Below are 22,469 nucleotides of genomic sequence, written 5' to 3' on the forward strand. Positions count from 1 at the left end.
ATTTAAGATTTAGAATTAAAAATTAATGTGTTCAAAAAATAAACTGGTACAAAACTGAATAAAATTCCAGTTAAAAACCTCACGAAATTAGTAGTTTCAATTTTGAAAGAAAAATTTATTAACCAGTCAATAAACAATGGTAAAAGAAAAATAAAGACTTTTTTATAATCAATTTGATTAATAAGATAGCGTAAGTTTTTGAGAAATGACAATAAAACAAAGAGTATAAAAGAACCTAAAAATATTCCAGTACATCTTGCGCAGATTAATAATGGTTTAGCATTGACAAAGAAGCTACGACTTTCAATCTGATGGCAGATTTGGCCGTAAAAATTATTAATAAAAAACAGAACAGAGAGATTATTTACAAATTGATAAGCAAAAGTAAATGAAAGAAAAATTAGAAGAGATAAACTGATTAAAAGATAAATTTTAGTGTGATTGAAATTCATTTCATGGACTTTGTTTAGAAATAAATTAGTGAATTATTTTTCAAATTTTAATTTGGATAAAAAAACCTCAATTAATAAATTTGTGTCTCAAATTGAAAGGATTAAACAATGGCTAGAGTATGTGAAATATGCGGAAAGAAGCCCATATATGGTAACAATGTATCACATGCACACAATAGAACAAGAAGAAGATGGTTACCAAATTTGCAGAAAGTTCGGGCTAAAGTTGGTAAGTCTGTAAAGACTATCAAAGTCTGCACAAATTGTATCAAATCAGGAAAAGTTTTAAAAGCCGCTTAAATTGTTGCGGCTTTTAATTTTCCTTTTTGCAGATTAAAATCCCCCTATCAGTCAGCAAGTAAATTTTATTTAATCTTATCTCAAACTTCTTGAGTTTAGAATTACCAATAATTTCATTATCAATAAAGATTTGAGTCAATTCATTTTTGAACTCATATAAATTTCTTTCTGTGAGAAAGTAGATAGAATTCTGATAAACTTGAAAATCGACTATTTCGTTTTTGAGTTTTTCAGGTATTGGAATTTTTTTAATAAAACTTCCAAACTCATCGAAGACCAAAATTTGATCTTTGTCCAGTACATAAATCCGTTGTGATGAATCTAATTTTATTAGTTTGGGCTCAGCTAAGATTACATTACCGCTTTCATAATTCCCAAACACTCGCTCGAGTTTTTTAAAGCTGTTTATTTTCAATACCTTTTTATTTTTTGAATCCAAAATATAAAGATCACCTTTTGAAGAAAGTGTAATTGAGATTGGATATTCGAATTTAATGTTATCTGAACTTGAAAGAGAAGAAATGAAATTTAAATTATGATCAAATCTTTGAATTCGATGGTTATTGAAATCCGCAACATATATTTCAATTGCAGTTGAGGTTATACTCGAAGGATAATCAAACTGACTTTCGCTCCAACCAAATCCACCAATTATTTTTTGTATCTCTCCATCTAAATTTATTTTTATAACCTCATTAGTTTCATTAGAAATAAGAATTATAAAATTTTTGTTTTCATTAATTGAAAAATCATTTACATTAATTTTCAGTGGAATAAATCTCTCTATTGATACAGTTTGAGAAAGAAGAGTTTTAAGAGTTAAAAAAAGGCAAGTGAGAAATATTTTAAGTTGCATAGATTAAAATTTTCTTTTCATCCTTAATTTAATAAAAATCCTTTGCTTAATTTTAAGAGTTCATAAAGATATCTTAGATAGTCATTTGATTCTGGGTTTTTGAGAATTTTTAAGAGAGTGATAAATTTGTTTTGCCTTTTTGAAACTTTGAAAAGATGCCCCGTGGTGTAATTGGCAACACGTCTGACTCTGGATCAGAAGACTCCAGGTTCGACCCCTGGCGGGGCAGCTAAGAATTAAATCTTTTTTACCTCAGTAACAATCCTAAGTGTAATTCCCTGTTTTTTAACGATAAAAAAAAGCCCAAACCCTTTTCAGGATTTGAGCTATAAATTAGAATTTTTTGAAAAGTCTTAATTAAAATTTTGAGGGTTCAATACGATATGAATGGGTAATTTCGACAGAGGGTCTTAACATTGCTTGGACTGAGCAATACTTAGTGCTTGATAATTCGATTGCTCTTTCTACATCTTCTTTTTTGACTTCATTTCCATAAAAAACATATTCGATATGAATTTTGGTAAAGACCTGAGGATGTTCGTCCCTTGTTTCGGCAGTGATATTGATTTCAAAATCCTCAAGTTTTGATCTTTTCTTTTGAAGAATTGAAACTACATCGCTTCCAGTACATCCAGCAAGTGATAAAAGCAATAATTCTTTTGGACGAACGCCTGCATTGCTTCCGCCAAATTCTTCAGGACCATCCATTGTTATCCAAACATTTGAATCCGTTTTTCCAACTAAGGTAATGCCTTTAAGTTGTTTTACATAAGCTTTTTTGGTTGCCATAGATTATTTCCTTCCATTTTTGATTATAAGATGATAAATAATTTTTTTTGTTTCAAACTTCTTAAAGATTATTGATAAAATTTTGACAAGCATAAACTTTTATTATAAATTTATTTTAACTAAAGAGGTAATTGTAAATGAAAAACTTTCGTGAACGACTTGAAAATGAAATAATAGTTTTTGACGGCGGAACAGGAACATATCTTTATGAAAAAGGAATTTTTATAAATCGATGCTTTGAAGAATTAAACCTCACAAATCCTGAACTCGTTAAACAGGTTCATCGTGATTATTTATTGGCTGGAGCTGATGTAATTGAAACAAATACTTTTGGGGCAAATAGATTTAAACTTGCTCCTCATGGACTAAATGAGAAAGTTTATGAAATAAATTTTGCAGGAGCTAAACTTGCTCGTGAAGTTGCGAAAGACAATGTTTTGGTTGCTGGTTCGGTTGGTCCACTCGGTGTTCAAATTGAACCTCTCGGAAAGATTGGATACGATGAAGCAAAAGATTTCTTTAAAGAACAAATTCAACCATTAATCGATGGTGGAGTCGATTTAATTATTCTTGAAACTTTCACTCTTGTAGAAGAATTGATTCAAGCTATTCGAGCCGCAAGGGAAATTAATCCAGAAATTCCAGTTATTGCTCAGGTGACTATTAATGAAGAAGGAAATCTTATAAGTGGAGAACCAATTGAAAAGTTTGTAGAATTAGTTTCTCAATATAAACCTGATGTAGTTGGTTTTAATTGCAGTGTTGGACCTAAACCAATGCTCGAAGCTCTTGAAAAACTTAGGACATTAACTGATCTACCAATTTCAATTCAACCTAATGCCGGCTATCCAGTCAATATTGGCGGAAGAAATATTTATATGACTTCTCCTGAATACATAGCTGAATATTCAAAAAGATTTATTCAAACAGGAGCTTGTATTGTTGGGGGTTGTTGCGGAACTAATCCTTCCCATATAAAAGCGATTAGACGAGCAGTTCAGGCACTTCAACCCAGTAAAAGATTGGACATAAAAGTTGAAGAATTAAAAATCGAACAACCTGCAAATGTTCACGTTTATGAGAAATATGAAAAATCAAGATTGTCAAATAAATTATTAAGAGAAGAATTTGTCACACTTGTTGAAATTGTTTCGCCGCGTGGTGTCTCAGCGCAAAATGAAATTCAAAAGGCGAGAAAATTATATCACTTCGGTATTGACGCTATAAATATTCCCGATGGACCAAGAGCAATGGCTCGAATGTCTGCTCTTGCGATGGCTGTATTAATTCAAAAAGAAGTTGGAATTGAAACTGTTTTGCATTTTGCCTGTCGAGATAGAAATGTTATTGGAATGCAATCGGATTTGCTCGGAGCCTGGGCATTGGGAATTAGAAATATTCTGGCAATTACTGGTGATCCTCCAAAACTTGGCAATTACCCAGATGCAACTGCTGTGTTTGATGTTGATTCAATTGGACTTGTAAATCTTTTAAATCGATTAAATCATGGACTTGATCTTGCAGGTAATCCAATTGGTGAGGCAACTGGTTTTTCTATTGGAGTTGGAGTTAATCCTGGCGCGATTAATCTTGATGAAGAACTCCGAAGACTTGATTGGAAAGTTCAAGCCGGTGCTGAATATATGATTACTCAACCAGTTTTTGATATCAGTTTACTTGAGAATTTTATGAAAAGAGTTGAACACTATAAGATACCTTTAATTGTTGGTATCTGGCCATTGGTTTCATATAGAAATGCTGAATTTATGAATAATGAAGTTCCGGGTGCTAAAGTCCCCAACGATGTAATGGAGAGAATGCGAAGAGCTCAAGAGATTTCAAAAGAAAAAGCTTTTGAAGAAGGTGTTAAAATTGCTAAAGAAACCTACGATTACATTCGTTCAGAGGTGAGCGGAGTTCAAATAGCGGCGCCATTAGGAAGAATCGAAGCAGTCTTTAAAATGCTAAGTGACGAAGAGTTATACACTATGTAAAAATTTGAAAACAATAATTAAACAAAATCTTTAATTAGTCATTGAACTAAAAAATTGAATTAAACTAAAAATCCATACTTATAAAAATAATATTCTCATAGATTATTGATAGTTAATTGGCATGTTTGAAATTTGCAATTAAGCATTATTATTCTTTTTGATATTATTGTGAATCTTTCTTTATTCTCTAATCGCATCTCACTAAGTAATACCAGCATTTTACTTTTCTAAATCCACATCGCTAATCTTTGTATTTTTGTAAAAAATTATAGGAGAAAAAATGGCTATTATACTTGATGGGAATAGTCTCACCATTGAAAAATTAGTTCAAATAGCTCGATACGGGGAGAAAGTTGAACTCGCATCAGAATCTCTCGAGCGAATAAAAGCCTGCCGTGCAATGCTGGAAGAAAAAATCAAAGCACGAGAAATTATGTATGGAATTAACACTGGCATTGGTGAATTCTCAGAAATTGTTTTAAATGATGAACAGGTTAAGCAATTTCAAAAATATTTAATTTACAATCATGCTGCCGGGATTGGTGAACCAATGCCCATTGAATATGTGAGAGGAGCGATCGCAAGCAGAATAAATGTTCATGCAAAAGGTTATTCAGGTTGCAGACCAGAGATTACTTTAACTTTGGTTGAAATGTTGAACAAAGGTGTAACGCCTGTTGTTTGTCAGAAAGGTTCTGTTGGTGCGTGTGGTGATTTAGCTCCAATGTCTCAGATTGCTTTGTTGTTAATGGGCGAAGGTGAAGCGTTTTATAACGGTGAAAGATTGCCCGGTAAAGTTGCATTTGAAAAAGCTGGAATAAAAATTCCAGGACTTCAGGCGAGAGACGGATTGGCATCAATAAACGGTTCGAATTTCATTACTGCTATTAGCGCACTTCAACTTTATGATATTAATCGCTGGTTGAAACAGGCTGAAATTGCCGCTGCAATGTCTCTTGAAGCTTTATTGGCAAACCTCAAACCTTATGATGTGCGTCTTCATCAATTAAGAGGTTTTCCCGGTGCTGTTAGAAGCGCAAAAGCAATTATGAAATGTATCGAAGGAAGTGACCTTCAAACTGGAAAATTAAAAATGAAAGTTCAAGATGCTTACTCAATGCGTTCTACTCCGCAGGTTATCGGAGCTGCACACGATGCAGTTAGATGGGCTAGAGAACAAATTGAAATTGAATTGAATGGAGTTGCTGATAATCCTATCTTTTTAACTGAAGAAAAATTGACTTTAACTGGAGCAAACTTTCAAGGGACACCTGTATCGCTTCCAATGGATAATGTCGGTGCAGCTGTTACAATGGTTAGTGTTCTTTCCGAAAGGAGATTAAATCGTTTGCTCAATCCTGCATTAAGTGTTGGACTTCCCCCATTTCTGACAAAAGGTGCCGGAATGTTTTCTGGTTATATGTTAAGTCAATACACAGCCGATACATTAATTGTTGAACAAAGAATTTTATCTAATCCGGCATCAATTCAATCAATCCCAGCAGCAGCTGATCAAGAAGACTTCGTGTCGATGGGTATGAACACAGTCTGGAAAAATGCTCAGATACTTGATAATGCGTATGGAGTATTAGGAATTGAATTTATGGCTGCAGCTCAAGCGCTTGATTTCAGAGATTTCAAAAATGGTAAAGGAGTTGAAACCGCAAGAAAAGTTATAAGAAAATATATTCCACACCTCGAAGAAGATAGACCATTATATCCTGATCATAATAAAATGAAAGAACTTGTTAAGTCCTGTGAAATTTTAGAGGAAGTCGAAAAAGAAGTTGGCTCACTTGAATAGATTTTATCTAATATTTTTGAAAAAGCCTCGATGTTATGTCGGGGCTTTTTTGTTTTATACAATCTCGAAAAATTTAATATTAAAGCTCGGGAAAGTTTTTTATTTAAATTTTGATTGAATTATCATTTAATAGGCAGTTTGAGTATGAACTAAATATTCTTTGTGTTTTAGACTCTCAAGCTGAAATCTTTTTCTTTTACAAAAGCTAAGGTAGCAAGATTTATTTTTTTCGCTCCAGCATTTAATAGAGTCAATGCAACTTCATTCACTGTTGAACCAGTTGTGCAAACATCGTCAACGATGAGGAGCGTTCTGTCTTTAATTTTATTTACATCGATTACCTTAAAGGCACCTTTAACATTTTCAATTCTTTCTTGAAGATGGAGATGTGTTTGAGTCGGAGTGTTTCGTGTTCTTTTTAATGATCTATTATCAAAGGTTTTTCCTGTAACAAGAGAAATTCCTTTTGAAATGAAATCAGATTGATTATAACCACGACTCATTTTTTTTATTCGATGAATTGGTACGGGAATAATTAAATCAATTTCCTTAAACCAGTTCTGTTTCAACAAATCCTTACCAAGCTCAATGCCCAGTTGAATCCCAATTTTAGGTTTGCGATTATATTTCAAATAATGAACTGCTGTTTGAAATTTCCCATCTTTCACAAATTCATATTTTGCATAGTAGTTTGAGATTATACCTGATTTGAAAAGGTTAAAATGGAAGAATTCATTTAAATCATAATCATTTGAGAGTTCAATTTGATCAAGACAATTTTCACAAATAGAAAATAATGTTCGGTTGATTTTTTGATTGCAGAGTACGCAGAAATTTGGGAACAGAAAATCGAGCCAGTCGAGGTAAAAATTTTTTAATGTTACAACAAGCCCCATCTTTTTCTCAAAAACCATTCGAGGGATAATAAAAAGATAATTGTCAGCAATAGATAACTTGAATTCCACGCGTAAAATGCATTTCGAAATTCTTTCGATTTTTCTCTTTTGATCAAATAATTATTCAAATTTTGAATAAATTCATCTGAATTTGAAATGTGAACATAAGCTCCATTAGTGATTGCAGCCATTCTTTTTAATAAGTCTTCTCTCATTGTTAGATCACGAAACTCAAGCTCGGTCTCCGTGACAGAAAATCTTCCATTATCAGAAAATCTTTTTCCCGCAAATTCAGTTGACGCAATGAATTCGAAATCCCCTTTGTTGAAATTTTCAAATTCAGTTGAGTAAATACCATTTCCAAGTGGCTTGAAAAGAGTAGTGGATACTTTTGAGCCTTTTTCAAATATGTCGAGTGTAATTTGAGCATCATCTATAGGTTGATTTGCGTCATTATAAAACTGAGCAACAAAATTTATTTTCTCATTGATATCAAAAATCTTTTTGGAAAGTCTGACTTTTAGATTTTTCTCCATCTCTTTTGATGTTAACCATTTGATTGAATTATTAATAAATTTATCGAAGTATATTGATTCTTCTTCTTTCATTGCATTTAATAATTTGAGACGCCAGATATTAAATCCAATAAAGGCAATGCTTCTATGTTTGTTTAAATTTCGTGAAATAATTAACGGTTGGTTTATTCTTGTATTTTGAATTTTAAAGAATGCAAGAATTTCTGACTCGGGCTTGGCAATAAATTCCCGATCAACTCTAAAAATTGGTGGAAGTGAATTCCATACATCAGCTGAATTAGATAAGGCAATATTCAGAATTTCATTTTTGCTCTTTTCTTCTGGAACATCAATAAAAACTTGAGATGCAGTTCCAAAAGCAGAACGCCAATCGAATGGAATAAAATTTTTGAACAAAGCTAAACGATTAAAATCAACATCGGGATTAACAAGAATAAAAATTGGAGTGTTGTCCCTTTCAATTTTTGCAAGGACTTTTTTAACGAATCTTTCTGAATTGATTGGAGAAGGGAATCCGATAAAGAAAATCACATTTGCTGAATCAAGAAATCTTTCATTTCGAAAGAGTGGATAAAAATCACCATCAGGTTTTTCAATTAATGTTTCGAGTTGAAAATCTTTATTAGATTTAACGACCTGATTAATGAAGCTTAAATCGTATGAAGGTTTACCCGCAATAGTTAAGACTTTTATTTTATTACTGAGCACTTTGATGTATTTTGACGCAAAATTATTTTTTTCAGTGAATTCTCCCTGAATTGGTGAAATTGAAAAGCTTAATTTTTTTTCTCCTTCGGTTTCTGGAATGTATATAAAATCAAGTTCCTGATAATTACCTGAAATTGTAAAAGTTTTTTTGTCGATCAATTTTTTGTCTTCAAAAAAAGAAATGGTTGCTTGTTTGTTTTCAAAACCATTTGATTTGATATTAACTCTTACAGGTGTTTGATTTTGAGCATAAATTAAATCATTGGTTATGATATCATCAATTGAAATATCATTTTTTGGTTTTGGATCACCTACACCCAGAATAATCATTGGTATTTCGAGTTTTTCTGTCTGATAAAGTGGATTTTCACCTGAATTATAAATCCCATCTGTAATCAAAATTAAATTCTGATAATTTCTTTCTGATTTATTTTTGATTGCTTCGTTTAATGCTTTTGAAATATTTGTTAAGTGACCATTAAAATCGAAACTATTTAGTGAATCAGCAGAAATTTGATTTACATTATCGCCAAAAGAGAAAAGTTCAATTTCTTGATTTGAATTTTTCACTTTCTGAATAATGACTGGAAGTTTTTCTAAAACGAGATTTCTATCATTCTGAAGACTTTTAGAATTGTCAACAAAAATTGCAGTTACAGGCTTTTGCACTCTGGTGGTAATTGCTTCAATTGCAAGCTCTCCAGTTGAAAGAACAATAGAAATTAAAACAATAACTCTCAAAAAGAACAATAGAGTTTTATACTTTGTAGGTAATTCGGGGATTGTTTTTTTATAATAAAAATATGTCCATCCAAGAATTAGTAAAACTATAACCAGAAGAAGGATTATAGAATAGCTTAGAATAAGGTTAATTTTGAGTAAGAATACACTCATTGTTGAACTTAATTATTTAAATTCCCATTGTTTTAATTTTTCCAGAAAATCATAGGCAGTTAAGTCAAATTGAATTGGTGTAACAGAGACATAATTTTCTTGAATTGCTCGAATATCTGATTCTTCATCATCTTCAATATTATCCATTGTACCGGTTAACCAATAATATTCCCGTTGTTGTGGGTCGACCCTTTTTTCGAAATAATCATTCCATCTTGATTTCCCCTGTTTGGTAATCTTGATCCCTTTAATTTTATCTTCTGGAACTGGTGGAATGTTAACATTCAACAAAACGCCTGGTGGAAGACCATACTTTAAAACTGCTTGAGCAATAATTTTTGCAATTTTCTTGGAATATGTAAAATCAAAATCAACATATGTAGTTAGACTAAATGCGATCGATGGAATTCCAAGAATTGTCCCTTCGGTTGCAGCGGAGACTGTTCCGCTATAAATTACATTTATCGCCGCATTGGAGCCATGATTAATTCCAGAAACGATTAGATCGGGTTTAACTTTCATATGAGTTGTAACGGCGAGTTTGACGCAGTCGGCTGGAGTTCCTGTTACAGCATAACCAAAAAATTCACCATTCATATAATAGGGATTAACTCTAAGGGGCAGGTGAGTGGTGATTGCATGCCCAACTGCACTTTGTTGTTTGTGCGGTGCATAAACGAAGACTTCACCCAGTTCGAGCATTGCTTCTCGAAGAGCAATTATGCCTTCGGAATAAATTCCATCATCATTGGAGACTAATATTCTAAATTTTTTTTCCATAATGACAATTTAACTTTTAATTTGAAATTTTTCATAGAGGTATTGGTAATAAGCCTTTCTAGATCCATAAAAATTTTTTTAATAATTCTCTGTCACTACCGGAGAATTTTATAAAAGTAATGACCATTTCTTTCAACTTGACAGGCATCAAAATCTTTAAGAAACATAACCCGCAATATAGATTTATAAATATCAACTTTTTTAAACATCAATTCCTATGAGTTATTATGATTTGTTCTTGGTCAAAATTGCAAAAATAAATAGCTCAATATTTCAAGATTGAGAATCGATTGTTGAGAATGTTAAAATTTTAATCATTTTTCGAACATTAAAATATTTGATGAATGGAATAATTTTTGAGTTAATAACAAAAAAAACTGAGGAGAGAAGTTATGAAAAAACTCTTTACAATTTTGTTCTTGATTTCATTTGTGACTGGATTATTTGCTCAAAGAGCAAATATTAAAATAGAACCAGTCACTCCCGAAAGACTTCATAAACTTGGCTTCCCAACTCAATCTGTTTCAAGTGGTTTACCAGTAGTTGGAGCTGAGACCTATGTTTATCTTTCGGCTCAGAACATTGGAAATACTGAGCCTATAACATCTGCAGTATGGGAGTTTACATCAAAACCAAGTGGTTCAACTGCAGCATTTACATATCCGTATTCAGATAATAGCTGGGCTTATTTCCTGGCAGATAAAACAGGTGCATACAATGTAAAACTCACCATTACAACTGCCTCAGGAACCGACGATACAACAATTACAATTTATGCTGCAAGATATGTTGGCGTCGGTAATTTCGATGGTGTTCCGGCTCAATATCCAAATTGTATGTCCTGTCATGGTGCGATGCCTAAATTCACAGAAATCTTTAATCGCTGGAAAAATTCAGGACATGCTTTAAGATTTAAAATTGGCATTGACGGAAATCCCGCCTATTATTCAAGCAGCTGTTTTAAATGCCATACAGTCGGATACAATCATGATTTAGCAGCAAATAACAATGGTTTTGATGATGTTGCTGCTCAATTAGGCTGGGATTGGAATAACTGGAAACCAGCAAAACCAGGTAACTGGGATTCATTAAAAACAAAGTATCCAGCCCTGGTCCAATTTGCAACAATTGGTTGTGAAAATTGTCATGGCGCTGGAAGTGAGCACACAATGGGTGGAAGCAAAGAAAAAGTTGCAATTTCATATAACTCTGGTGCTTGCGGTCAATGCCATGATGAACCGTGGAGACATAACAGATATGCTCAATGGGAATATTCTGGACACTCTGAAGCAATTTGGTCAAATTCATTTGCTCAGAGTTCTGGTTCAGATTATATGAGCAATAATCTTAATAACTGTATCCGTTGCCATGATGGTCGAGGATTTGTAAACTTCACAAAAGGACAACCAACCGATACAAAAGGAATGATTGAGGCACAACAAGTAAAAATTGGTTGCCCAACTTGTCATGATCCTCATGGTAATGATCAAGAATATAGTTTAAGAAAAATTCCTGCAGGTGCAGATACACTTGCAAACGGTCAGCAAATTACTCTCGGTGGTAAAGGTAAGCTTTGTATGAGTTGTCATATTGCAAGAAGAAATGCTGCAACTTATGTTCTTACCAATGTTACTTCTCAACACTGGGGTCCACATTATTCAACTCAGGGTGATGTTTTCTTGGGTACAAATGCAGCAGACTTTGGAACTGGATTTATTAGCTCATCTCATAAATATGTTGTTCAAGATGGATGTGTTGGATGTCATATGGCAGCCACAACTGATACCGGTACGGTCACTCGCGATCGAGTTGGTGGACATAGCTGGAAATTACGTGATGAAGAAAATAATTATGAGCATGTTAAAGCATGCCAAACATGTCATGGACCACAAATCCAAAGCTTTGATGATTTCATCGCTGCTGCTGATTTTGATGGGGATGGAAATATCGAAAGTATCAGAAATGAAGTTTTAGGATTAATGAAAAATCTGAGAATTGCTTTACCACCAGTTGGAATTGATTCTATCAGCTGGCAGATGATTCGAGATGCAAATGATTTGAATATGAGAAAAGCTTATTTCAATTATAGATTGATTGATGGCGATGGCAGCCTTGGAATGCACAATACCAAATTCACAATTGATGTTTTGAGAAAATCTATTGCAATTCTGACTGGTGTCGAAGTCGTTGATAATAACATTCCAACAACCTTTGACTTAAGTCAGAATTATCCGAACCCATTCAACCCATCGACTGAAATTAAATTCGCAATACCAAAGACAGAAAAAGTTAGAATTTCAATTTATAACTCCATTGGAAAACTTGTGAAAGTTTTAGTTGATGATAATTTAACTCCAGGAACTTACAAAGTTACCTGGAATGGTGATGACAACCGTGGTCAGAAAGTATCCAGTGGTGTATATCTCTACAGATTAGAAACACCATCATTCCAGTCAACAAAGAAAATGGTTCTGTTGAAGTAAGCTGTGGGGAGGTCAAGTTACTAAGTCCCGCCTTTGTGCGGGACTTTTTATTTTAAATTTCTTTGAAAGGTATTCATTTAGTTAGAGTTCAATCAAATCCTTATCGAAAATCAGTTATTTTTTAATGAAAAGTATTTTTCCATAATGAACAAAAATTTTGAAACCAACTTTTATGTTTTGAATTTAATTGGTTGGTAATTTTTAGTTAATTGTATACATTCTCTTAATCAATTAAATTTGCCAATAGTTAATAAATTTTCCCTCTAATAAATCTCAGGAAAAAGTGAAAGATGAATAAACAGAAGATTTATATTGAGACTTATGGCTGTCAGATGAACCTGGCTGATACAGAAATAGTTCAGGGTGTTCTGAAAAGAAATGGTTATGAACTTACCAGTGATGCTGAACAGGCGGATGTTGTTCTAATCAATACCTGTGCAATAAGGGAACACGCTGAAGAAAGAATTTATGGAAGACTTGGTGCTTTTCGTGCAATTAAAAAACACAAACCAAACCTTGTCGTCGGTATTTTAGGATGTATGGCTGAGAGGCTACGTTCAAAATTAATTGAAGAAGAAAAAATAGTTGACCTTATAGTTGGCCCTGATGAATATCGTCGTGTACCAGAATTAATTGATAACGCTTTGATTGGTGAAAAAGGAATTGCTGTCAGATTGAGCAAAACAGAAACTTATGATGATATTGAACCATACCGCGAAGATGGAATTTCTGCCTGGATTGCTGTGATGCGTGGCTGCGATAAGTTTTGTACTTTTTGTGTTGTCCCATTCACAAGAGGCAGAGAAAGAAGCCGACCACTTCAAAGTATTGTAAATGAAGTTAAAGCTTTAAGTGAAAGAGGATTTAAAGAAGTTAATTTACTCGGACAAAATGTTAACTCTTACCGTGACGGCAATTATGATTTTGCTGATTTACTTGCTGCAGTTGCTAAAGTTGACCCTACGATGAGAGTTAGATTTACTACTTCACATCCTCAAGATTTTTCTGATAAACTAATTTATACAATTGCTGAACACGAAAACATTTGTAATTACATTCATTTGCCAATTCAATCGGGTTCAAATAGAATTCTAAAGTTAATGAATAGAACCTACACAGTTGAGCATTACCTCGAAAGAATTGAAAAAGCTCGAAAGGTTATTCCAGGTGTTAGTTTCTCTACAGATATCATCGCTGGATTTCCAACTGAAACAGAAGAAGATCATAAAATGACATTAGATATATTACGTGAAGTTCGATACGATGGTGCGTTTATGTTCAAATACTCAGCAAGAGAAAGAACCAAAGCTTATGAAATGGGTGATGATGTACCTGATGAAGTAAAAACTCGTCGTTTAAATGAAATAATTGAACTTCAGCAAAAAATATCTTATGAGATTAATCAGACATTAATTGGAAAAACTGTTGAAGTGCTTGTTGAAGACTTCAGCAAGAAATCAAAAGATTTTTATATGGGACGAACCGATACAAATAAAATCGTTATCCTTCCAAAAGATGGATTAAATATCGGAGATTACTGCTTAGCTACTATTACCAGAGCCAATTCAGCAACCCTATTTGCCAGTAAAGCCGAGAAGATTGAAAAAAAGTTTGCTGAGTTTTCTTCTTATGAAAAGAATTAATCAATTGATTATAAAATTCCTGATTTATCTTTTTATATCTGTAAATTTTTTATTTGCTCAATCACTCGATTTGAAGAAAGTCATTCAGGATATTGAAAGAGGAGAAACAGAAAAAGCAAATATAATTTTAGTAAGTCTCGAAAAAGATAATCCCAATTCACTTGAAGTAAAATATCTCAGAGCTTTACTGAACGAAAATGGTGATGAAGCCGCCAAGCTTTATAAAGAAATTGTTTTTTCTTCAGATGTTTCCGATTTGAAAGACGATGCTTTATTTAAACTTTATCAGTATTATTATGCACGTGCAGAATTTAGTGAGTCCGATAAGTATGCAAGAATGTTGAAGGAATCATTCCCAGAGTCTGAATATTTAAATTATTTGCAGAGAAAGAATTTATCTCAATCAAGGCTTCAAGTACAGCAAAATTTTGAACAAAAAATTTTAAACGATACATCCCGTAACATAAGTCAATCAGAACAAACTCAACCGATCTCTAATTCTAATTTCTCAATTCAGGTTGGAGCTTTTTCTACTTACTCTAATGCAGTAAGATTTGCATCTCAATTTCAAAAATACCCCACTAAAATTTCTGAGAAAGAAACAAACGGGAGAAAATTTTTCATCGTTATGGTCGGAAGCTACGCCACCGAGACGGAAGCACGAAATGCACTCCAAACATTGAAAAATCAATACAAAGTGGATGGAATTATTGTTTCATTACAATAAAATAACCCCAGGAACGAGAACATTTCACTCCTTAATCTACAAGAAAATTAGAATGCAATTACTTAATTTTGTTAGCCTTTCAGTCTTTTTATTTTGAATTATATTTATGATTGATCACAGGGAATTTCAAAAGAAATTTGGGATTTGTTATCGCTCTCAAATAATGAAAGAGATGGTTGAAGTTATCCATCAAGTAGCGCCGACTGATATTACTGTTTTAATTCAGGGTGAGAGCGGAGTGGGGAAAGAACTTGTAGCTCGTGCAATTCACGGATTGAGTCCAAGAGCAAATAAAAAAATGCTTAGTGTTAATTGCGGCGCAATACCCGAAGGTTTAATTGAAAGTGAATTATTTGGTCATCAAAGAGGAGCTTTTACTGGTGCAGTTGATTCAAGGAAAGGTTACTTTGAACTTGCTGATGGAGGAACTCTCTTTCTTGATGAAATAGGAGAGCTTCCACTTTCGCTTCAGGTTAAATTTTTAAGAGTTTTAGAGACAAAAGAGATTCTTCGCCTCGGTGCCGAAACTGTCATTAAAGTTGATGTAAGATTTATAACCGCAACAAATAAAGACCTAGCCCTCGAAGTTGCAAAAAAAAGATTCCGCGAGGATTTATATTATCGTTTAAGAACTGTAATGATAGAAATTCCACCATTAAGAAAAAGAAAAGAAGATATTCCAATTTTGGTTGATAAGTTTTTAGAAGATTTTTGCGAGAGAAATAAAATTCCAAAACTTGAAGTAGCGCCGGAGACTTATGATTATTTGATGGAATACTCCTGGCCTGGAAATGTTCGTGAATTAAAAAATGCGGTTGAATCAGCGGCTGCTTTAAATAAAACTGGAATTCTGAGAATCGAAGATTTTGAGAAATACTTAATTCCAATCAAATATGATGATAAAGATCGTAACCTTCCTGTTTTTCTAAATAAACCAAGTGATGCTGCGGATCGCGAATTTATATACCGTGCATTATTTGAAATCAAAAAAGATTTGATGGAAATTAAAGACATCCTCATCAATCGTCAGCAAAAAGTTGAAGAGGAAATTCCCGTTTCGGAGCATTTGCCGTTAATTCCAATGAAAGATCTCGAAAAAGAATCTATCAAAAATGCATTAATTAGAACTAACTTTGATAAAAAGAAAGCAGCTGAACTTCTTGGAATCAGTCTTAGAACACTATATCGAAAATTAAAAGAACTTCAATTGAATGAAAACGAGTAATTTAATAAGCTATTTTCTGTTGAGTTTAATTCTCTTTGGATGTTCGTATTCATTTACTGGTTCGTCTATACCTTCGGATATGAAAACTATCGCAATTCCTGTCTTTGACGATTTAAGCGGATACACCGAAGCAGGTTTGCGTGAAAATCTTACAAACTTATTAATACAAAAATTTATTCAGGATAATTCACTTCAAGTTGTTGATCGGAAATATTCTGATACAATTCTTGAAGGGGTAATTCTCTCTGTTAGAGATGAGCCTTTTGTAATTGCTGGAAATGAGCAGGTAAATTCGCGTAGAGTATTGGTTCAGGTCAAAGTTCGCTTTTCTGATCAACGGAGCAAAAAACAATACTGGGAACGAAATTTTTCTCAATATGCTGATTACTCAGCTGAAGGTGGAATTTTTGCAAAACAGCAGGCTATTCAAAAAGCAATAGAAAACTTAACTGAAGATATTTTAATTTCAACAGTATCAGATTGGTAAAATAAGAGAGGTCAAAATTGGCAATTGAAGATATAATACTAACAGCATACTTAATAACGCTTTCCATTTTGTTCTTTTATGGAATGCATGGTTTCTTTCTGGTTTATCTCTACAATAAATTCGGGAATGTAAAATTTGAACCTAAAGGGAAATTCGAAGAACTTCCAAAGGTTTGCATTCAGCTTCCAACTTATAATGAAGCTCTTGTTGTAGACAGGTTGATTGAAGCTGTTTGTAAAATGAATTACCCAAAAGAGAAAATGGAAATTCAGGTTCTCGATGATTCTACTGATGAGACGCAAGAGGTTTTGAAAAAAATTGTTGAAGAAAAAAAGAAAGAGGGCTTCAATATAATTTACCACCACCGGGATAATAGAATTGGTTATAAAGCTGGTGCTTTAAAGGAAGGACTGGAAATGACCGACGCTGAGTATGTTGCAATTTTTGATGCTGATTTCATTCCTAATCCTGAATTTTTGAATCGAACAATTCATTATTTCACAGATCCAAAAGTTGGAATGGTCCAAACTCGATGGGAACATTTGAACGATGAATATTCACTTCTTACTCGGGCTCAGGCATTAGCTCTTGATGGACATTTTGTGATGGAACAACAGGTTAGAAACAAAGCTGGATTTTTCATTAACTTTAATGGAACAGCTGGGATCTGGCGAAAGGCTTGTATCATTGATGCCGGTAACTGGCAGCCCGATACATTAACTGAAGATCTTGACTTAAGTTATCGTGCTCAATTAAGAGGCTGGAAATTTATTTTCATAAATGATTTCACTTCACCTTCAGAATTGCCAATTGAAATTAATGCTTTAAAAAATCAACAATTTAGATGGACGAAGGGCGCAATCGAAACAGCAAAGAAAATTCTTCCACTTGTCTGGAAATCAAGTATTCCGCTTAAATTAAAATTGTATTCAACTTTTCATTTAACAATGAATATTGTTTTCCCTCTAATTGTGATTGCTGGATTGCTTGCTGTTCCACTTGTCTATGTGAAAAATACTGGTAATTATGATGAGTACTTTGCTTTTATGTCGATTTTCACTCTTGCATTTATAAGTTCATTTTTGATGTATATGTATTCTCAGAAAGATATTTATCCCGATTGGAAAAGAAGAATTTATCTTTTCCCTGTCTTTATGGCAGGAAGTATGGGCTTTGCACTTAATAATACAAAAGCAGTTATCGAAGGACTTTTGAACAAAAAAAGTGAATTTGTCCGTACACCAAAATTTAGAATAGAAACAGATAAAGATAATCCACATCCAAAGAAGAAAAAATACGCTGTCACAAAAATCAGCCCGATGATAATTTTAGAATTAGTTTTTGCTTTATGGGCATTATTTGGTATAGGTTTAGCTGCTTATTATACTGAGATCACAGCAATTCCTTTCTTATCAATGTACTTTTTAGGTTATGGTGTGATTGCCGTAATGTCAATCAAACATGCACTTGATAGTAAATATGAGTAATTCTAAAGAACTTACTTTGGATAGAATTCGCAACTTGATGAAAGATAATCCTGATTCTCCTTTATTTGCGAGATATGCGGATTTACTTTTTCAGAAGGGACTAATTAATGAAGCTTTAATTGTAATTGAGAATGGATTGAAGAAGCACAAACTTTATTCAACTGCGTACATTGTATATGCTAAAATTTTACTCCAAAAAGGAAGGGACAAAGAAGCTCTCGAAAATTTGAAAAAAGTTCTAAAGCTCTCCCCTTCTTGTCCCGCTGCAAAAGCATTAATTGATAAAATAGAACACAAAGATTTTCGTAAAAGGATGAAGGGGGAAGGTAGTGATGTAATTTCAGAACCACTTATCCGTAAGAGGAAATCCGTGACCAAGAATGAAATTGAATCAATAATTGAAAAATTCGAAAATGCCGAATCACTTATAATTAAAGCTGACCCAAATTTTAATAAGCAATATCAGCCACCAGATGAAACACCAGAAATTGTAACCGAAACGATGTATCACATTTTAGTTAATCAAGGTTTATATGACAAGGCTTACAATGTCTTACAAAAACTTATTCTCAAAAATCCAACCCGAAGAGATTATTACGAGCAACAGCTAAATTGGATTAAACAAAAATTAACTTAAAAGTCATTTCAGTAGATTTAAATTCAATAAACGAGCTTCTTTTAATAACTATTTGATCGAATTTTGGTTTACGATAAACAAAATTTTAATTGAATAAAGCTGTATATTTCTATCATCTTTGATGATGACTTAAAAATTTTATTTCAATAATTAGTGCTGATAAATCTATTTCATTTAGGCTGGTGCTGTTTTTAATTTCAAAAAAAGCAAGAAAAAATATTTCAAGTTTCAAAAATCTTTTTAGTAAAAATTTGAGACTATTTATTAAAGTAGAAATTGGAATTCAAATCAGAGAGTTGTTTAAGCTTAATGTGAAACAGCAGGCTTTCACATTTCAAAATGTAATTCAAAGTGTAAAGAATCATTAGTAAATTTTTCACTAGAAAATCATCTTAATTCACTAAATTTTGAAAAATATTGTACGATTACGGATGAATTATCAACGCGTCAATCCTGATTTCTTCAAAGGACCAACCGAAAAAGTTGCTAAAAAATTATTGGGTAAAATTTTAGTTAGAGTTATCAAAGGAAAAATATTATCCGGTAAAATTGTAGAAACTGAAGCATATCTTGATGAAAATGATCTTGCTTCCCATTCCGCTGTTGGAATGACTGAGAGAAATAAAGTAATGTTTGGTGAAGCGGGACTTGCTTATGTTTATTTCACTTATGGAATGCACTATTGCTTTAATGTTGTAACAGGTGAAAAGGGTAAAGGCTCTGCTGTTTTAATTCGAGCAATTGAACCAATAGAAGGAATTGATTTAATGAAGAAATTCAGAAAGAAAGAAGATCTCAATATTTTGACAAACGGTCCTGCTAAACTCTGCCAGGCATTAAATATCGATAAGAGACTAAATGGTGTGGATTTAAAATCATCAAATGAAATTTTTATTGCAGAACCATTCAATAAAGAAAATTTTGAAATAGTTGTATCTAAGAGAATTGGAATTGAAAAATCAAAAGACCTTCCTTTAAGGTTTTATATTAAGGAAAACAAATTTGTCTCTAAGAAGTAGAACAGACAATGAAATTTTTAATTGTCAGAACAGATAAACTCGGTGACTCTCTACTTACTTTGCCAGTAGCAGCAAAATTAAAAGAGAAATTTCCGGAAAGTATTGTTTACTTTCTTGCGAGTTCATATACGGCACCAATTATTGCTAAATCAATTTTTGTTGATGAAGTGATTGCTTCAGATAAGACAAGTTTTTTTGATCTGGCAGAAATATTAAGAAGAAAAAAAATAGATTATGCAATTGTTGCTCGTCCTACATTGAGAAATGCTTTGCTGGTTTATTTTGCAGGAATTAAATATCGTATTGGTACTAAATTCAGAGCTTATTCGTTTTTATTTAATAAAAGAGTTGCTCATCACCGAAAAGAGAGCAAAAAACACGAAGCACTTTATAATCTTGATTTAATTGAGCCAATTGGAATTCCAAATTCTGATAATCTTGATGATATTAAATTTGGCTTGGTTCCTGAATTTGAATGGCAGCAGAAAGTCAGACGAAAACTCCGAAGGTTTGGAATTGACCTTACAAAACCATTGATGGTAATGCATATTTCAAGTGGTGGATCTGCAGTTGATTGGAATTACCTTAACTTTAAGCAGCTTGCCCGAATGATTAAAGCCAATACAGAAGCAGAAATTATTTTAACTGGAACCAATAAAGATTTCCTCTTTCTTTATGAATTATTCTTAGATTTTGATTATAGAGTTTACAATCTTGCAGGAGAATTAAATCTTGTAGAATTATTCAATTTGTTTTCACTTGTCGATATTTACATTGGTAATTCAACGGGTCCCACTCATCTTGCAGCAATTGCAGGATGCTGGGTAATTTCTTTCTATCCAAAAATTAAAGTTGCATCACAGGTGAGATGGGGTCCTATTACTAAAAAAAGAATTATATTTGAACCAGAAATTGAATGTTCAGAATGCACTCAGGAGCAATGCATGAATTTAAATTGTATGGATTCAATTTCAGTAGAAAAAGTCTTCAAAGAAGTTTATAAAATTATCACTAAAACAGAGTGGAAATAATTATGATTAATTTTTTGATTTTCTTACTGATTTTAAATTTATTCCCTCAAGCTTCAGAGTTTAGGAAAATTGAGAATAGAGCATTCGATGTTAAGGAAAAACTAACTTTTGATGTTAATTACGGCTTTGTTACGGCAGGAATTGCAACTTTTTCGATACCAGAAATTAGATCATTAGCAGGAAGAAAAGTCTATCGAATTAAATTTGAAGTGAACACTGTTCCTGCTTTTGATCCATTTTTTAAAGTTCGTGATAGATATGAAACTTATCTTGATGTAGAAGGAATTTTTCCATGGAGATTTGAACAGCATATCCGTGAAGGGAATTACCGCAGAGACTTTAGTGCATTTTTTGATCAAAGAAGAAATCTTGCGAAGACAACTGAAGGTGTTTTCCCAGTTCCGCCTTATGTCCACGATATTGTGTCAGCGTTTTATTATGTTCGAACGCTCGATTTCAGCAAAATGAAGAAGGGTGATAAAATTAAACTTCAAAATTTTTATAAAGATAGAACTTATGATCTCGAGGTTCTTTATCACGGAAAAGAAATTGTAACTGTGAAAGCAGGAAAGTTTCGATGCATCGTTGTTGAACCACTTGTTCAAGAAGGCGGATTATTCAAAGCCGAAGGAAGTATTTTAATCTGGCTGACGGATGATGATGTTAAAATGCCCGTGAAAGTTAAAACAAAAGTTGTGATTGGTTCAATTGATAGTGAATTAACAGCTTATGAAAATTTAAAATCACCACTTAAGGCAAAATTATAATGTCAAAGTATAAAAAAGCTGACTTCTCCAAAGTAAAGACTTATTCAATAAAGCAAAGAAAAAGCAAAGTTGAACTTGGTTTATTGGCAAAGACTTTTGATCCTAAAAAGGATTCATTTGGTGATTATATCAATTCATTGCCAAAATTTTTAGCAGTTAATGATTTGATTGAGTTTGCGAAACTTATCGTTAAAGCAAAAGAAAAAAATAAGCCAGTAATTTTTATGATAGGTGCTCATGTTATTAAAGTTGGATTAAGCCCAATCTTAATTGATTTGATGAAAAATGATTTTATCTCTGCAATTGCAATGAATAGTGCTGGAGCAATTCATGATTCGGAACTGGCTTTCTTTGGCAAAACATCTGAAGATGTGGCTGCAGGAATTACAGATGGTTCTTTCGGAATGGCAAAAGAAACTGGCGAATTTATCAACTCTACTCTTACAAAATATGAGCATTCGAATGTCGGTTACGGCGAAGCTCTTGCAATTGAAATGAAATTGCAAAAAGCAAAAAATCGAAGGTTAAGTATTATTTACAATGCTTATGAATTAGATAAACCTGTTACAATTCATGCAGCAATTGGAACCGACATTACTCATCAGCATCCCAATGTAAATGGATCAGCCATTGGAAAGCTAAGCCTTAATGATTTTCAAATTTTGACAGAGGTCGTTTCAAAACTTGGTAATGGCGGAGTAGTTGCTAATATTGGTTCAAATGTAATTTTACCAGAAGTTTTTTTGAAAGCTTTAACAATTGCGAGAAATCTTGGACACAAAGTTTTTAATTTCACCACAGCTAATTTTGATTTTATTCAGCATTACCGTCCAAGAGTTAATGTCGTTCAGCGTCCCACTCAGGATGGCGGCAAAGGATTTATGTTTACAGGTCATCATGAATTAATGATTCCATTTCTTTCCGCATTTATAAAATATTTTGCTTAATAAAGGA

20 protein-coding genes and 1 tRNA gene are annotated in these 22,469 nt (G+C 32.9%); 15 read left to right on the top strand and 6 right to left on the bottom strand.

Features of this window, described 5'->3' with window-relative positions; genetic code table 11:
* Positions 1-2: 2 nt before the first annotated feature.
* Positions 3-452 carry a DUF2085 domain-containing protein gene (locus tag HPY57_06735; protein ID NPV11468.1) on the bottom strand — a complete coding sequence of 150 codons (450 nt, stop codon included), beginning with the start codon at positions 450-452 and terminating at the stop codon, positions 3-5.
* Positions 453-560: 108 nt separating this feature from the next.
* Between HPY57_06735 and HPY57_06740 the strand changes: the two genes are divergently transcribed.
* On the top strand, positions 561-752 hold the full coding sequence (locus HPY57_06740; protein ID NPV11469.1) for a 50S ribosomal protein L28: 192 nt from the start codon (positions 561-563) through the stop codon (positions 750-752).
* 13 nt (positions 753-765) lie between these two features.
* On the opposite strand, the gene HPY57_06745 is transcribed toward HPY57_06740, so the two are convergent.
* On the bottom strand, positions 766-1,608 hold the full coding sequence (locus HPY57_06745; GenBank protein ID NPV11470.1) for a hypothetical protein: 843 nt from the start codon (positions 1,606-1,608) through the stop codon (positions 766-768).
* A gap of 156 nt (positions 1,609-1,764) precedes the next feature.
* On the opposite strand from HPY57_06745, the gene HPY57_06750 reads away from it, so the two are divergent.
* Positions 1,765-1,837: transfer RNA gene (locus HPY57_06750), tRNA-Gln, on the top strand.
* Positions 1,838-1,965: 128 nt separating this feature from the next.
* Here the strand turns inward: HPY57_06750 and HPY57_06755 are convergent.
* Positions 1,966-2,397 (bottom strand): OsmC family protein, encoded by a 432-nt coding sequence (locus HPY57_06755; protein ID NPV11471.1) that lies wholly within the window; start codon positions 2,395-2,397, stop codon positions 1,966-1,968.
* A gap of 137 nt (positions 2,398-2,534) precedes the next feature.
* On the opposite strand from HPY57_06755, the gene HPY57_06760 reads away from it, so the two are divergent.
* On the top strand, positions 2,535-4,391 hold the full coding sequence (locus tag HPY57_06760; protein ID NPV11472.1) for a bifunctional homocysteine S-methyltransferase/methylenetetrahydrofolate reductase: 1,857 nt from the start codon (positions 2,535-2,537) through the stop codon (positions 4,389-4,391).
* Between the two features lie 280 nt (positions 4,392-4,671).
* On the top strand, positions 4,672-6,195 hold the full coding sequence (locus HPY57_06765) for an aromatic amino acid lyase (protein ID NPV11473.1): 1,524 nt from the start codon (positions 4,672-4,674) through the stop codon (positions 6,193-6,195).
* Positions 6,196-6,362: 167 nt separating this feature from the next.
* Here the strand turns inward: HPY57_06765 and HPY57_06770 are convergent, their stop codons facing one another.
* Genes HPY57_06770 through surE form a run of 3 tightly spaced genes read right to left on the bottom strand, consistent with a single transcriptional unit; the run spans position 6,363 to position 10,009 of the window.
* Complete coding sequence (locus tag HPY57_06770) at positions 6,363-7,091, bottom strand: ComF family protein (GenBank protein NPV11474.1); 729 nt, start codon at positions 7,089-7,091, stop codon at positions 6,363-6,365.
* On the bottom strand, positions 7,076-9,229 hold the full coding sequence (locus HPY57_06775; protein ID NPV11475.1) for a hypothetical protein: 2,154 nt from the start codon (positions 9,227-9,229) through the stop codon (positions 7,076-7,078). The genes HPY57_06770 and HPY57_06775 overlap by 16 nt, the downstream gene beginning before the upstream one ends.
* A 12-nt stretch (positions 9,230-9,241) precedes the next feature.
* The gene (gene surE / locus HPY57_06780; protein NPV11476.1) at positions 9,242-10,009 is read right to left on the bottom strand and encodes a 5'/3'-nucleotidase SurE; all 768 of its coding nucleotides are present in this window, start codon (positions 10,007-10,009) and stop codon (positions 9,242-9,244) included.
* A gap of 392 nt (positions 10,010-10,401) precedes the next feature.
* On the opposite strand from surE, the gene HPY57_06785 reads away from it, so the two are divergent.
* The 11 genes from HPY57_06785 to HPY57_06835 all read left to right on the top strand — a co-directional run bounded on the left by HPY57_06785 (position 10,402) and on the right by HPY57_06835 (position 22,462).
* Positions 10,402-12,492 (top strand): T9SS type A sorting domain-containing protein, encoded by a 2,091-nt coding sequence (locus HPY57_06785; protein NPV11477.1) that lies wholly within the window; start codon positions 10,402-10,404, stop codon positions 12,490-12,492.
* 290 nt (positions 12,493-12,782) lie between these two features.
* Complete coding sequence (gene miaB / locus HPY57_06790; GenBank protein ID NPV11478.1) at positions 12,783-14,135, top strand: tRNA (N6-isopentenyl adenosine(37)-C2)-methylthiotransferase MiaB; 1,353 nt, start codon at positions 12,783-12,785, stop codon at positions 14,133-14,135.
* The gene (locus HPY57_06795; GenBank protein NPV11479.1) at positions 14,122-14,862 is read left to right on the top strand and encodes an SPOR domain-containing protein; all 741 of its coding nucleotides are present in this window, start codon (positions 14,122-14,124) and stop codon (positions 14,860-14,862) included. Before miaB ends, HPY57_06795 begins: the two co-directional genes overlap by 14 nt.
* A gap of 109 nt (positions 14,863-14,971) precedes the next feature.
* On the top strand, positions 14,972-16,087 hold the full coding sequence (locus HPY57_06800; protein ID NPV11480.1) for a sigma-54-dependent Fis family transcriptional regulator: 1,116 nt from the start codon (positions 14,972-14,974) through the stop codon (positions 16,085-16,087).
* A complete protein-coding gene (locus HPY57_06805) occupies positions 16,074-16,574 on the top strand; it encodes an LptE family protein (GenBank protein NPV11481.1) in 501 nt (166 codons plus the stop codon). The genes HPY57_06800 and HPY57_06805 overlap by 14 nt, the downstream gene beginning before the upstream one ends.
* Positions 16,575-16,591: 17 nt before the next feature.
* Positions 16,592-18,061: a glycosyltransferase gene (locus HPY57_06810; GenBank protein ID NPV11482.1), complete on the top strand. Its 1,470-nt coding sequence runs from the start codon at positions 16,592-16,594 to the stop codon at positions 18,059-18,061.
* The gene (locus HPY57_06815; GenBank protein NPV11483.1) at positions 18,054-18,698 is read left to right on the top strand and encodes a hypothetical protein; all 645 of its coding nucleotides are present in this window, start codon (positions 18,054-18,056) and stop codon (positions 18,696-18,698) included. The genes HPY57_06810 and HPY57_06815 overlap by 8 nt, the downstream gene beginning before the upstream one ends.
* Positions 18,699-19,129: 431 nt before the next feature.
* The gene (locus HPY57_06820; protein ID NPV11484.1) at positions 19,130-19,717 is read left to right on the top strand and encodes a DNA-3-methyladenine glycosylase; all 588 of its coding nucleotides are present in this window, start codon (positions 19,130-19,132) and stop codon (positions 19,715-19,717) included.
* An 8-nt stretch (positions 19,718-19,725) separates the two neighbouring features.
* On the top strand, positions 19,726-20,748 hold the full coding sequence (locus HPY57_06825) for a glycosyltransferase family 9 protein (protein ID NPV11485.1): 1,023 nt from the start codon (positions 19,726-19,728) through the stop codon (positions 20,746-20,748).
* Between the two features lie 2 nt (positions 20,749-20,750).
* Positions 20,751-21,515, top strand: a complete 765-nt coding sequence (locus tag HPY57_06830) for a DUF3108 domain-containing protein (GenBank protein NPV11486.1) — start codon at positions 20,751-20,753, stop codon at positions 21,513-21,515.
* Positions 21,515-22,462, top strand: a complete 948-nt coding sequence (locus HPY57_06835) for a hypothetical protein (protein NPV11487.1) — start codon at positions 21,515-21,517, stop codon at positions 22,460-22,462. Before HPY57_06830 ends, HPY57_06835 begins: the two co-directional genes overlap by 1 nt.
* Positions 22,463-22,469 lie beyond the last annotated feature (7 nt).

This window comes from Ignavibacteria bacterium, from assembly GCA_013177855.1.
Classification (GTDB): Bacteria; Bacteroidota; Ignavibacteria; order Ch128b; family Ch128b; genus Ch128b.